The sequence below is a fragment of the Streptomyces sp. NBC_00210 genome, from assembly GCF_045160975.1.
Classification (GTDB): domain Bacteria; phylum Actinomycetota; class Actinomycetes; order Streptomycetales; family Streptomycetaceae; genus Streptomyces.
Window position 1 is genome coordinate 2,900,807 of sequence record NZ_CP108120.1, and the last position, 12,900, is coordinate 2,913,706.

Below are 12,900 nucleotides of genomic sequence, written 5' to 3' on the forward strand. Positions count from 1 at the left end.
GTGAGACTGGCCCGTGTGAGAAGCGAGAACACCCCCTTCGAGGGAGGGCCACTGGACGGGCAGGTGCTGCCGATCCTGGTCGGGCCGACCGGTCATCCCCCGAAGTGGTACGAGATCCCCGTGCCGAACGACGACGGCACACCGCCGACGGTGTACGCGTACCAGCGCGTCCCCGCGGGCCACACCCGGCGGCTCGGCCTGCTGCGCGGCTGGAAGTACCAGTACGTCCCCGAGGGCGCGGCCCGGCGCACGCTGAAGTGGCCCTGGTCGAAGCCGAACAGCGCGCCATAAGATCGCTGGGGCGTGTGGCGAAAGTAGCTCCGTCCGCCCAGAGGGCGGGGCTCGCGGCGTCTGGTGCGTGCGATCGCAAGGCGGTGGGGGCACCCCCGGACGAAGTCTGGGGGAGGTCATCCTCGTACTGGACGTACTTGGATGACTCCGACAACATCGCGTGGGGGCACCTCCCAGCGGTAGCTGGGGGAGAGCGTGCCAGGCGCCGCGAGCCAGGAGGGACTTTCGCGACACGCCCCAGGACCGTGTCGCCAGGGGGGGGATGCTCGCCATGGAGCAGCTGCAGCAGGACGATCCGCGCCAGATCGGCCCCTACGGCGCGTTGGCGCGCATGGGAGAGTCGGCGAGCAGTGTCCGCTATCTGGCGCAGGGGCCCGACGGTGGGATCGCGGTCGTGTCGGTGGCCAGGCCCGCGCTCGCGGCGGTGCCGGCGTTCCGGCGGCGCTTCCAGGCGGAGGCCCGGACCGCGGAGCGCCTCGCCGGCGGGTGGGTGCAGGAGCCGCTCGGGTCCCGTACGGACGGGGAACTGCTGTGGACGGCGAGCGCGTACGTCCCGGCGCTGACCCTGCGTGAAGCGATCGCGCTCGCCGGGCCGCTGCCGGAGCGTGCCGTGCGGATACTGGGCGCGGGGCTCGCGGAGACCCTGTCCCGGGTGCATGCGACCGGGGCGGTGCTGCACGGCCTGGCACCCGACACGGTGCTGCTCGCGGCGGACGGCCCCCGGCTGACGGCCTTCGGCGCGCTGGGCGCGGCGGCGGTCGCGCACGCCGGTCCCGGTGGGCAACTGTCGGTCCAATTGAACTATCTGACCCCGGAACAGTCGACGGGCTCGGAGCCGGGCCCGGCGTCCGACATCTTCGTCCTGGGCCTGCTTCTGGCGTACGCGGCGACGGGCACGACTCCGCTGGGCGACGCGGACCGCATCGCCCATGCGGAGCCGGACCTCGCCGGAGTGCCGTCGGAGTTGCGCCCACTGGTGGCCGGCTGCCTGTCGAAGCGCCCGGAGGACCGCCCGCCGGCGGGCAAGGTGGCGGCGGAGCTTGCGCTGGAGGGCGCATCGGCGCTGGCGCGTGAGGGCTGGCTGCCACCGGTCCTGGTGGGAGCGGTGGAGTCCCAGGCGGGCAGGGCCGAGTCCTTGCTGTCGGGCGGGAGCGCGGGGGTGGCGGCGCCCGGGGATACGGCGCGTGCGGATCTGGTGCCTGCGGATGCGGTGCCTGCGCAGTATCCGGCAGGTACGCCGGCGCTGGGCCCGGCGCCCCAGGCTGCGGTCGACGCGATGCCCACAGGTGCGGTACCCGCGAGCCGGGTGGGCGAGCCCGGGCATGCGGTGCCCGCCCAGTACCCGGTCGGTGCGCCCGCGGTGGGCGCGGCGGCCACGGGTGCGGTGCCCGCGCGCTATTCCGCCGGGCTGCCGGCCGCCCCCGCGACCGACCGGCGTGCCCTCCTCGTCGGGGCCGCCGCCGGTGTCGCCGGGATCGTGGTCGGAGGTGGAGTCGGGTACGCCGTCGGTGACGGAGAGTCAGGCTCCAAACCCAAGGCCGCCCCCGCACCCCGGCGCACCCGCGTCGTCGGGGTGCCTCCTGAGCCGGTCTGGCGGTACGAGCATCCCGGCAAGGACGGCGACGCCGCGCCCAGTGCCACCCTCTGGGGCGACCGCGTACTCGTACTGACCGGCAGCGACCGGGCTGTCGGCGTCGATGTGCGCACCGGGCGGCAGCTCTGGCAGCTCAAGGAGGCCGTGTCGGCCTCCGGCGCCGTGCCCGTCGACAACGCGCTCGCTCTCGTCGACGCCGCCGCCGAGTTCCTGTGGATTTCCGCACTGAACGGGCAGATCAAGCACCGGATCGCCAAGACCGCCCTCGTCGGCCCGGGCGAGACGCTCACTCTCGGCAGCATCACCGGCTGGGACGGCGCCACGCTCTGGCTGACCGGCCACATCAAGAAGGGCGCCGCGGTCGCGGCGTACTTCTTCGCGTACGACCTCGTCGCGCGCAAGTGGCTCTGGCGCACCCCGGTCGCAGGCGGCGTCCCCCCGCTCATCCCCCGGTACGACCTGATCGCCGTCCGCCCCGCCGACATCGTCGTACGGCAGGACGCGGCATCGCTCACCCCCGCGCAGCGCAAGACCTCCAAGGGCGCCGCCACACTGCTCGTGTTCAACCGGGCGACGGGCAAGCTGCGTCAGTCGTTCGCGCTGCCCGGCGTCGTACCCGCTGCGGCCGTCGTCGGCGATGCGACGGACAAAGTCTTCGCCGCCGCGGGTGGCGAGCTCCGCGCGTACAACACCCGTACCGGCGCACGGCTGTGGCGGGTGGCCGCGGCCACGCCCGCGGCCGGTGAGACGGGGATCTTCCCGTACGGGAAGGCTGTTCTGCGCGGCCCGGTGCTGTACGTCGCCAACCGCCACCAGCAGGTGTCCGCCGTCGACACCGCGACCGGCCGCCCGCTCTGGCGGCGCTCCACCGAGGCCCCCGTCTGGAACGGCGTCCCGGCAACGGCCCTGAGCGCCGGCGGCCGCACGGTACTCGCGGGCGACGGCGCGCAGCTCACCGCGTTCGCCGCGCGCGACGGCAGACGGCTGTGGAAGTTCCAGGAGGCGGGCGTGCAGGACGCCCCGGGCGGACTGCGCTATGTGCCGCTGCCCGGCGGGGGCCGCACTGTCGTCGTCCAGCGGGACCGGGCTTTCTACGCGCTGCCCGCGGACTGACACGCCGGAGGGGACCTAGGGGGGTGTCTTGCGGATCTTGCTGGGCTCGCGTGCCCTGGCACGGCACCTCGCTGCGTTGTCGTCAGTCGCCGACGCTCCGCGTCGGCTCCTTCCTCCGCCTTGCGATGCACCACGCCAGACCCCGCTCACTGATCCAGCCTGATCCACAAGACACCCCCTGGACGAGTGGCCGGATTGCGCTGAACCGACCACCCGCCGGGCGCCCCCCGTTGCGCGCTCTCATGATCGGCTGGGGGAGGAACGGCCCGCCCGCAGCCGGAGGTGACGAGATGTCAGGCAGTCTGCTCCGTTCCGTCTGCACGACGGCGCTGGCGGCCACGACCGCCCTCGCGGCGGTCCCCGCGTCAGCCGACCCCGGCGCCAAAGCCGCCGCCGACCCGCCCGCCACCGTCTCAAGGATGCTGACGGAGCTTCAGAAGCGGTACCGGCAGGCCGAGGAGGCCGGGGAGACGTACAACCGCATGGAGCAGGAGCTCAGGAGGCAGCGCGCCGAGACCGCACGTCTCGGCCATGAGCTCGCCAGGGCGCGCAACGCGGTCGTCGCAGGCCGCGACGACGCGGGACGGCTGGCCCGCGAGCAGTACCAGGGCCGGTCCGAGCTCTCTTCGTATCTGAGGCTGTTGCTCGCCCGGAACCCTCAGCAGGCTCTCGACGAGGGCCATCTGATGGAGCGTGTTGCCACCGACCGGCTGGCGACGATGGCCAGGCTGGAGTGGGGCGCCAAGCGGGCCGGCGACCTCGCGGCCGCCTCCCGCAGGGCCCTGGACCGCGAGCAGACGATCGCCGCCCGGCACAAGCAGGCCCGCGACCGCGCGAAGGACCGGCTGAAGAACGTCGAGGAACTGCTCGCCTCGCTCTCCCCGGAGCAGATCGCCGCAGTGGCCGCACTGGAGCAGTCCGCCACGGCGAAGGCCCAGGCAGAGCTCATCGCCTCGGGCGCGCTGGGCGGCAGGCGCATGCCCACCCAGGAGGGCGGCCGGGCGCTGGAGTACGCGGTCGAACAGATCGGCAAGCCGTATCTGTGGGGCGCTGAAGGCCCCACGGAGTACGACTGCTCGGGGCTGACCTCACAGGCCTGGGCTCGGGCCGGTGTCGAGATCCCGCGGACCAGCCAGGAGCAGTGGGAGCAGCTCCCCAAGGTAGGGCTGACCGCGCTGCGCCCCGGCGACCTGGTGGTCTACTTCCCGGGCGCCACGCATGTGGCGGTCTATCTGGGCGACGGCATGGTGATCCACGCGCCGCGCCCCGGCGCCACCGTCAAGGTCTCCCCCATCGCGGCGAATCCGCTGCTCGGCGCGGTCCGCCCGGACCCGCACGGGCGCCCGCTGGTCGAGTACACCCCGCCGCGGCTCCCGGAAGGAGCCACGGCGGGGCCGGACACCGGCTACTGGGAGGCGGAGCCGCCGGACGACGCTCCCGACACCTCTGCCAGGTAGGCGTCGGTGAGCGCCGGGTCGTAGAAGTAGTTCTCGAAGTCCGCCGGGTCGTTGAAGCCGTTCGCGAACCGGTCGGCGACCGGCTGGAGCTGACCCGCGGCCCCGATCAGGTTCAGTACGTGCTCCGGCGGGACGCCGAGCATCGCGTTCGTCCACTTGGTGACGTGCTGGGCGGTGTCCCAGTAGCGGTCGAAGGTGGCCTGCATCCAGGCCTCGTCGAACGGCCGGTCACCGTGCTCCGTGATCGAGGCGAGGTACGCGGCGGCGCACTTGGACGCCGAGTTGGAGCCCTGTCCGGTGATGGGGTCGTTGGCGACGACGACATCAGCGACGCCGAGCACGAGCCCGCCGCCGGGGAGGCGGCCGATCGGCTTGCGTACGGTGGGGGCGTAACGGCCGGCGAGGGTGGCGCCCGCGTCGGTCAGCTCGACCTTGGTGGCACGCGCGTACTCCCAGGGCGTGAACTTCTCCATGAGCTCCAGGGTGAGCGAGAGGTGCTCGGCCGGGTCCTTGACGCCCTGGAAGACATCGAGCGGGCCGCCGGGGATGCCCTCCCAGAAGAGGATGTCGGCGCGGCCGGTGGTGGTGAAGGTCGGCATCACGAAGAGCTCGCCGACGCCCGGGACCAGGTTGCAGCGCACCGCGTCGTACTCGGGGTGCTCGGGGCGCGGGCCGAGGCCGTGCACGTACGAGACGGCCAGCGCGCGCTGCGGGGCGTCGTACGGCGAACGGGAAGCGTCGCGCCCGAACATCGAGACGAGCTCGCCCTTGCCGGCCGAAACCATCACCAGGTCGTACGTACGCGAGAAGAAGTCCAGGTCGGAGACTGCCGCGCCGTGGATGACGAGCTGCCCGCCGCGCTGGGCGAAGGTCTCCATCCAGCCGGCCATCTTCACGCGCTGGTCGACCGACTGGGCGTAGCCCTCCAGCTTGCCGACCCAGTCGATGGGCCGGGAGGCGTCGGGGGCGGCGACGGAGACGCCGAGGCCCTCGATGCGCGGGGCCTGGGACTCCCAGAAGTTGATGCCGAGATCGCGCTCGTGCTGCAGCGCCGTGTCGAACATGCACTGCGTGGACATGACCCGGCCGGCCCGGATCTCGTCGGCCGTGCGGTTGGACATCAGGGTGACCTCGTAGCCCTGGGACTGGAGGCCGAGCGCGAGCTGGAGACCGGACTGGCCGGCTCCGACGATGAGTATCTTCCGCATGGCGGGGGTTCTCCGTTGCGTAGCTATTCGGGAGTTGCTTCGAGGGCGTGGGCGACCAGCGTGAGCAGGGACTCGATCACCGTGATCCGGCTGCGCGCGTCCATGATCACAACCGGTACGTGCGGCGGCACCGTCAGGGCCTCGCGCACGTCTTCGGCCTCGAACAGCTCCGTACCCTCGAAGTGGTTGACCGCGACGATGTACGGCAGTCCGCTGCTCTCGAAGTAGTCCAGCGCCGGGAAGCAGTCCGGCAGTCTGCGGGTGTCGGCCAGGACGACGGCCCCGATCGCGCCGCGCACCAGGTCGTCCCACATGAACCAGAAGCGCTGCTGTCCCGGCGTGCCGAAGACGTACAGCACCAGATCGTCGTCGAGCGTGATCCGGCCGAAGTCCATGGCAACGGTGGTGGTGAGCTTGTCGGGCGTGGCGGCGAGATCGTCGGTCTCCTCGCTCGCCTGTGTCATCAGCGCCTCTGTCTGCAGCGGCGTGATCTCGGAGACCGACCCGACGAAGGTCGTCTTGCCGACGCCGAAGCCACCCGCGACGACGATCTTGGTGGCGATGGGGGCGCGGGTGCGGTCCAACTGCCAGTCCTGCAGGCCCTCGTCGGGCTGAGGGCGCGGTCCCTCCGCGGACTGCGGACGCGGTCCCTCTTCGGGCTGCGGGTGAGGCCGGGCGAGGAGCGTGTCAGAGTCGGCGGAGTCCACTCAGCACCCTTTCGAGCAGCGCGCGGTCGGGCTGGCCGGTGCCGTGCCCGGTCCCGTAGACGCGGATCTTTCCCTGGTCGGCCAGGTCGCTGAGCAGCACCCGGACAACGCCCAGGGGCATCTTCAGCAGCGCCGATATCTCGGCGACGGTGCGCATGCGCCGGCACAGCTCGACGATGGCCCGCAGCTCGGGCATGACGCGCGAGGAGAGATCGCCCTTGGGCAGCTCCCTGCGTTCGGCCGTCGCTTCGAGCGCGGCCACGAAGGTCTCGACGAGCAGCACATGGCCGAAGCGGGTGCGGCCGCCGGTGAGCGAGTAGGGGCGGACCCGGGCGGGGCGGCGGCCCTCGCCGCGTACGGGGAGCCTTCGGATGGGCTCGGCAGCGGGCGTCACTTGGCGCTCTCCAACGATTTGCGCAGCTCACTGCGGAGTTCGGGGGTCAGGACGTGTCCGGCGCGGCCGACGAAGAGCGCCATGTGGTAGGCGACGACGCTCATGTCGCAGTCGGGTGTGGCCTGCACGCCGAGCAGCGAGCCGTCGCTGATCGACATCACGAAGACGCTGCCCTCCTGCATCGCGACCATCGTCTGCTTGACGCCTCCGCCGTCCATCAGCTTCGCGGCGCCGATGGTGAGGCTGCCGATTCCGGAGACGATGGTGGCGAGGTCCGCGCTGGAGCCCCTCGGGCCGTCCGGGCGGCGAGCGGCGGGGGCCGCGTTCTGTGCCGGGTCGGAGGAGAGCAGCAGCAGCCCGTCGGACGAGACGACGGCGACCGAGCGGACCCCTGGCACCTCCTCCACGAGATTGCTCAGCAACCAGTGCAGATTGCGGGCTTCACTGCTCAGGCCGAATGTCCCGGTCGCAGTCAACTGCGTGCCTCCTCGACTGTGTCCCCCGATTCTGCTGCTTCGGCGCGTACTTCAGACTGTTCGGCGATCTCCGCCTCTGCGTCGCGGCGGCCGTCCTTGGCGCCTTGGTGGAAGCCGCCGAGGCGGCGGCGCAGGGCTTCGGCGTCGACGCTGCCGGAGCGCTCGCCGGGCGCGGACGTGGGCTTGACGACCTTGGGAGTGCGCTTGGGCAGGCCCTTGTCGGTGACGCGGTCCCACGCGGGCGCGGCGTGCGGTCCCGGCTCGGGCTCGGCGTGCGGCTCGGGCTCGGGCGCCGGCTCGGCCTCGGGCCCGTCCGTCGGCTCGGGCGTGAGCGGGGCCTCGGCCGTCGGCTCGGGTGCGAGCGCGGCCTCGGCCGTCGGACCCGGCTCCGGCTCCGGCTCCGGAAGCCGGAACTCGAAGGTCGCCTGGTCCTGGTCGGCCAGGGCGCCGTCCGGCTCGCCGTCCACCGTCCGCTCGTGCGCATCCGGCTCCGCTGCCGACACCGCGGCGGGCTCGATCTCCACCGCCTCGGGCTGCGCAGTGGGCTCGCTCTGCCGCTCCTGAATCGCCGCCTCGGCGGCCGCCACCAGCGGGTCCTCCCAGGCCGAAGGCTCCGGGGCCTCCGGGGCCTCCGCGGCCTCCGCGGCCGGGTCGAGGCGGCGTGAATTGGCCGGCAGAGCATTGGAGTTGGCCTCCGCCACCGACCCGGGCAACTGCAGCGCCGGCGACCCGCCGGCCGTCTTCGCCGGCTGCGACTCGGCGGCCGGCGGCCCGGCCGGCAGCAGCGCCTGCGACAGTACGACGACCGCCGCGATCCCGCCCTGCTTCTGCTCGCGCAGCTGGACGCGTACGCCGTGACGCGCCGCCAGCAGCGCGGCCACCCGCAGCCCGAGGCCCTCGCCGTCCCGGCCGGTCTCCGCCCCGTACGCCTCCGGGTCCTCCAGGCACGCGTTCAGCTCGGCGATCCGCCCGGCGGTCATCCCTATGCCGGTGTCCTGTACGGAGAGCATCACCTCGCCGCTCTCGAGCAACCAGCCCGAGAGCTCGACCTGGGCGTCCGGCGGTGAGAAGGAGGTCGCGTTCTCCAGGAGTTCGGCGAGCAGATGGCTGAGGTCGTCGGCGGCGAAGCCGGCGACCTGGGAGTGCGGCGGCAGGGACTGGATGACGACCCGTTCGTACCGCTCGATCTCACTGACTGCAGCGCGCAGTACGTCGACGAGCGGGACCGGGCCCTGATGCCCGTGGCCGTGCTCGGCACCCGCGAGGACCAGCAGGTTCTCGCTGTGGCGCCGCATGACCGTGGCCAGGTGGTCGAGCTTGAAAAGGGTGGCGAGCCGCTCGGGGTCCTGCTCGCGGTCCTCCAGCTGCTCGATGACGCCGAGCTGCCGCTCGACGAGACCGAGGGTGCGCAGCGAGAGATTGACGAACGTGTGCTGGACGGCGTGCCGCAGCTGTTCCAGCTCGGCGGTCAGCTCGTGGGTGCGCTGCTGGAGTTCGGCGCGTCCGGCGGCGAGTTCGGCGGCCAGCGCATCGCGGGCGCCGGCCAGGTCGCCGCGGTCGCTGTCCAGCCGCTCGGCCCGTACGCCGAGGTCCCGCAGTCGGCCGTGCAGGGAGTTCAGGGACCGTACGACCTGGGCGAACTCGTCGTTGCGGCCGGTGAAGCGGACCGGCTCCTCAGCCTCGGGGTCGGCCGCGAGGCGGGCCGCGCCGATCCGCAGGACGGCGAGCGGGCGGGTCAGCGTACGGGCGACGGCCGTGGAAACTCCGATGGCGACGATCAGCAGGCCGCCGAGAAGGGCGATCCGGATCTCCAGCGCGGTGACATCATCGTCACGCAGCTCCTCGAAGCGCTCGATCCGGCCGGTGGCGAGGGACGACTCCACGCCCCGCATCTGCTCGATCCGGGCGGTGAGTGAGGATTCAAGCTTCTCGCGGTTGGACTTGCGGTCGGCCGACGAGAGCTCGGGCTGGTCGGTGAGCCGGGCGAGATAGCGCTCGGCGGTCTTGACCTCGGGTCCGGTGACGGTGGCGGCCAGCGAGGTGCGGGCGTCCGGGTCGGCGGCCTGGTCGAAGTCGGCGAGCGCGGCGAGTTCACGCACCCGGGACTGCTGGGCGGCGGCGCTGAGCGCGTCGCGCGTCCGGTCGGCCGCGTCGGCGCCCTCGTCCTCCTCCTGCACGGGCAGGCCGGTGACCGGGTCGAGGGTCTGGCTGCTCTGCTTGCCCGGCACGGAGAGCGCGGCCAGCAGCAGGCCGCGGGTGGCGGATGCCTGCTCGACGGCAAGGCCGAGCGCGGCGGGCGCTCGGGTGCCGTCGGCGGCACGCGGCGGGGTCTTCTCGGCGAGTTCGTCGGCGAGGGCGTGCAGATTGGTGATGACGGCGGAGTAGGCCCGGTGGGCCTCCATGGCCGTGCCCTTGCCGGTCAGCGCGGTACGGCGCACGGAGGGGACGGCGGACAGGTCGCGGCGCAGCTCGGCGTGGTCCGCCGGGATGGCGCCGCGGATCTCGTCGATCTGCCGGTCGACGCGGGCGCTGCGGCTGCCGGAGATCTCGCGCCGGCTGTCCTTGTCGCCCGTCTGGGCGTCACGGCCCGCGGCGATGTACGCGGTGACCTCGTCACGCTCGTCGGCGAGCGAGTGTGCCAGGGTGACGGCCTGGCGGTTGAGTCCGGCGAGGGTGACGAGCCGCTGGGACTCGGTCAGTTCGGCGGAGGTGGCGAGGACGCCGGGGGTACCGGCCGCGATCACGACGAGGCTGACGGCGGCGACGCCGGCGACCAGGCGGTTGCGGACGCGTACGGTGCGGCCGCGGTCGGCAGGGTCGGGTGTGGCGTCCTGGGCCCCCGGAGTCTCCAAGGGGCCGCTGCCGTTTCGCCGAGGCCGCTTCTTCTGCACCGGTGCTCGCAATCTTGCTTGATTCGTCCAGCCCTGAAGCAGAGATGACGACCGGTCACACACGAAAGCCCCACCCCTGGTACGGCTTCAGACCATTCCAGCGTGTTTGGGAGGGAGGCGTGCAACGGCCGCTCCGCCACCCGAAGGAGTGAACAACACTCAGGAGTTGTCAAACAACTCGCGTCCGGGGGCCGGGCGTCGGCGCGCGGGGCATGGGCTGGATCTTCCGGCCGGGCTTTGGGAGGATGCGCGCCCGCAGCTTTGCGGCCCTGCCCGCCGGGGTTGGTGAACCCTCCTGACCTGCCGGGATGGGCCGATTGCGGACTCATGCGGGCGACGTGAAGGAGTCATGCAGACTGGGAATCATGCGTATCGAACTGGTCTCCGTCTCCGGCACCGCCGAACGTCTCAATGAGGACTGGGCATCCGTGGCCCTGCCTGCCTCGGGCCAGGGCGGAACGCTCGTGGTGCTGGACGGCGTGACCCCTCCGGCGGGCGACGACGGATGTGTGCACGGTGTGCCTTGGTTCACCGCGAGGCTGGGTGGCGCACTGGTCGAACTGTCCGGTTCGCGGCGGGATATGACGCTGTCGGAGATCCTCTCGGAGGCAATCCGGCGCACCGCGGACGCCCACCGCGACACCTGTGACCTTTCTCACGTGCGTACTCCCCAGGCCACGGTGGTCCTGGCGCGCTGGGGCGGCCCCGCGGACGAGGTGGAGTACCTGGTGCTCTCCGACTCGACGCTGCTGCTCGAATCACCGGCCGGGGAGGTACGGGCGGTACTGGACGACCGCATCGACCGGCTGCCCCGCGAGGCACTGCGCACACATGCAACGGCGGACGCACTGCGCAACGCGGAGGGCGGCTTCTTCACGGCGGCGGCCGACCCGGGGGTGTCGACCCGCGCGGTCACGGGCAGCACGCCGCGTGCCGGGGTCCGGGCGGTGGCGGCGCTGACGGACGGGGCGTCGCGCTGGGTCGACATGTTCGCGGAGGGCAGCTGGACCGAGTGCGTGGCCCTGCTCCGCAAGGAGGGGCCGCGGGGGCTGATCGACCGGGTGAGGGCGGTGGAGGCGTCGGCGCAGGAGCGGACGGAGGTGGTGCGGTGGAAGCTGCACGATGACGCGACGGCGGTTTTCGCGGAGCTCTGACGGGAACTGGGGGCGGAGCCCCCACAGCAAGCCCCGGGTCAGCTTTCCGCTCGGGCGTTCAGTTGGTGCAGCAGACGCGCCAGTTCCGCGATCTCCCCGCGGTCCCAGCCCGCCAGTTTGCTCACGTAGCGCTCCCGCCGCGCGTCCCTCACCCGGCGGAAGCGGGCGCGGCCCTCTTCCGTGAGCCGGACGAGTGATGCCCTGCCGTCCGCCGGGTCCGGCTCGCGCGCCACCAGGCCCAGCTCGTCGAGCGCGCGCAGCTGGCGGCTCATCGTCGCCTTGCCGACGCCGAAGTACCCGGCGAGATCCGTCGCGCGCTGCTGTCCCGCCTCCTCCAGACGGACGAGCAGTCCGTACGCCGCAGGCTCCAGCTCGGGGTGGACCTCGCGTGCCATCTCGCCCGAGGACGCCCGCGCCCGGCGCAGAAAGACCGCCAACTCCCGTTCCAGGGCGAGGAATTCCTGGTCCACACCACTCCCACCCTTGGGGTCCGCTTCACTCCCCGTACCGCTTTCGTGCACGTCAGCACCCCTCGCGCGCTTTCCGGATCCTGAAAGTTTCTGCCCGCGGCACCCATCGCCGCAGCTGGGCCAGTATTTCGCAGGCTTAGACCAACGGCAGCACCCTGCCCCCCTTCCAGCGCGCCGCTCTACGTGCGTAGCTTCATGAATGGCATGTCCACACCATTTGGTCCGCCGCCAGATGCGCCACGACATGTCGACACATCGTCAGATCCCCCCCACCGAGGTCTTCGGAGGCACGCTATGCCCGTGCACAGATCCGGAACGACCGGCCGCTCGCGCCTCGCCGCAGCCGGCACTCTCCTCGCAGTCCTCTCCCTCCTCCTCACCCTCCCCGGCACTGCCGGTGCCGCCGACGCGCCCCCACGCGGTTCGGCATATCTGGGCATGGGCGTCATCTCCCATGACGGCCAGGGAGGTCTCCCCCGTGACAGTCGCGTCGCGCAGACGGAAGGCGTCGACGTCTCCAGCCACCAGGGCAACGTCAACTGGTCGGGCCTCTGGAGCAGCGGCGTGAAGTGGGCCTATGTCAAGGCCACCGAGGGCACCTACTACAAGAACCCGTACTTCGCGCAGCAGTACAACGGCTCGTACAACGTCGGGATGATCCGCGGCTCGTACCACTTCGCCACCCCCGACACCACGTCCGGCACCGCCCAGGCCGACTACTTCGTCAACAACGGCGGCGGCTGGTCCCGTGACGGCAGGACCCTGCCGGGCACGCTGGACATCGAGTGGAATCCGTACGGCGCCGCCTGCTTCGGCAAGACCACATCCGCCATGGTCACCTGGATCCGTGACTTCCTGAACCGGTACAAGGCGCGCACCGGGCGCGCCGCCGTGATCTACACCGCCACCAGCTGGTGGACGCAGTGCACCGGCAACTACAGCGGCTTCGGCGCGAGCAACCCGCTGTGGATCGCCCGGTACGACACCACCCCGGGCACGCTCCCGGGCGGCTGGGCCTACCAGACGATGTGGCAGTACACCTCGTCAGGACCGATCGTCGGCGACCACGACAAGTTCAACGGCGCGCTCGACCGCGTCGTGGCACTCGCCAACGGCTGAGTCAAAGGCCGGCCAATCGGCTGAGC

Annotated in this window: 11 protein-coding genes; 5 read left to right on the forward strand and 6 right to left on the reverse strand. The window is 72.1% G+C overall.

Translation table 11 applies throughout. From position 1 onward, the window contains the following. Positions 1-15 precede the first annotated feature (15 nt). From OG729_RS12970 to OG729_RS12980, 3 genes are all read left to right on the forward strand, one after another. Positions 16-291: a hypothetical protein gene (locus OG729_RS12970; protein ID WP_360881858.1), complete on the forward strand. Its 276-nt coding sequence runs from the start codon at positions 16-18 to the stop codon at positions 289-291. Between the two features lie 271 nt (positions 292-562). Then, positions 563-2,998, forward strand: coding sequence for a PQQ-binding-like beta-propeller repeat protein (locus OG729_RS12975; RefSeq protein WP_405806124.1), 2,436 nt, complete (start codon positions 563-565; stop codon positions 2,996-2,998). 290 nt (positions 2,999-3,288) lie between these two features. Beyond that, positions 3,289-4,455: an NlpC/P60 family protein gene (locus tag OG729_RS12980; RefSeq protein WP_405806125.1), complete on the forward strand. Its 1,167-nt coding sequence runs from the start codon at positions 3,289-3,291 to the stop codon at positions 4,453-4,455. Here the strand turns inward: OG729_RS12980 and OG729_RS12985 are convergent. From OG729_RS12985 to OG729_RS13005, 5 genes are read right to left on the reverse strand one after another with little or no spacing between them, the layout of a single operon-like run. Further along, on the reverse strand, positions 4,404-5,663 hold the full coding sequence (locus OG729_RS12985; RefSeq protein ID WP_405806127.1) for a styrene monooxygenase/indole monooxygenase family protein: 1,260 nt from the start codon (positions 5,661-5,663) through the stop codon (positions 4,404-4,406). The two genes, OG729_RS12980 and OG729_RS12985, sit on opposite strands and share 52 nt — an antisense overlap. A 23-nt stretch (positions 5,664-5,686) precedes the next feature. After that, entirely contained in the window at positions 5,687-6,370 is a 684-nt protein-coding gene (locus OG729_RS12990) for a GTP-binding protein (RefSeq protein WP_405806128.1), read from the reverse strand. Beyond that, on the reverse strand, positions 6,351-6,764 hold the full coding sequence (locus OG729_RS12995) for a DUF742 domain-containing protein (RefSeq protein WP_360881850.1): 414 nt from the start codon (positions 6,762-6,764) through the stop codon (positions 6,351-6,353). The genes OG729_RS12990 and OG729_RS12995 overlap by 20 nt, the downstream gene beginning before the upstream one ends. Next, positions 6,761-7,240, reverse strand: a complete 480-nt coding sequence (locus tag OG729_RS13000; protein ID WP_405806130.1) for a roadblock/LC7 domain-containing protein — start codon at positions 7,238-7,240, stop codon at positions 6,761-6,763. The genes OG729_RS12995 and OG729_RS13000 overlap by 4 nt, the downstream gene beginning before the upstream one ends. Continuing rightward, positions 7,237-10,131: a nitrate- and nitrite sensing domain-containing protein gene (locus OG729_RS13005; protein WP_405806131.1), complete on the reverse strand. Its 2,895-nt coding sequence runs from the start codon at positions 10,129-10,131 to the stop codon at positions 7,237-7,239. Before OG729_RS13005 ends, OG729_RS13000 begins: the two co-directional genes overlap by 4 nt. Before the next feature lie 365 nt (positions 10,132-10,496). Here OG729_RS13005 and OG729_RS13010 point away from each other — a divergent pair, with 365 nt between their 5' ends. After that, complete coding sequence (locus tag OG729_RS13010; protein ID WP_405806132.1) at positions 10,497-11,285, forward strand: hypothetical protein; 789 nt, start codon at positions 10,497-10,499, stop codon at positions 11,283-11,285. A 38-nt stretch (positions 11,286-11,323) separates the two neighbouring features. Here the strand turns inward: OG729_RS13010 and OG729_RS13015 are convergent, their stop codons facing one another. Beyond that, complete coding sequence (locus OG729_RS13015; protein ID WP_360881842.1) at positions 11,324-11,806, reverse strand: MarR family transcriptional regulator; 483 nt, start codon at positions 11,804-11,806, stop codon at positions 11,324-11,326. 243 nt (positions 11,807-12,049) lie between these two features. On the opposite strand from OG729_RS13015, the gene OG729_RS13020 reads away from it, so the two are divergent. Then, positions 12,050-12,874: a lysozyme gene (locus OG729_RS13020; RefSeq protein WP_405806134.1), complete on the forward strand. Its 825-nt coding sequence runs from the start codon at positions 12,050-12,052 to the stop codon at positions 12,872-12,874. Positions 12,875-12,900: the final 26 nt, after the last annotated feature.

Bases quoted from the DNA above. Each gene is read 5' to 3' on its own strand.
- OG729_RS12975 (WP_405806124.1), top strand. From the start codon at position 563: ATGGAGCAGCTGCAGCAGGACGATCCGCGCCAGATCGGCCCCTACGGC.
- OG729_RS12980 (WP_405806125.1), top strand. From the start codon at position 3,289: ATGTCAGGCAGTCTGCTCCGTTCCGTCTGCACGACGGCGCTGGCGGCC.
- OG729_RS12985 (WP_405806127.1), bottom strand. From the start codon at position 5,663: ATGCGGAAGATACTCATCGTCGGAGCCGGCCAGTCCGGTCTCCAGCTC.
- OG729_RS13010 (WP_405806132.1), top strand. From the start codon at position 10,497: ATGCGTATCGAACTGGTCTCCGTCTCCGGCACCGCCGAACGTCTCAAT.
- OG729_RS13020 (WP_405806134.1), top strand. From the start codon at position 12,050: ATGCCCGTGCACAGATCCGGAACGACCGGCCGCTCGCGCCTCGCCGCA.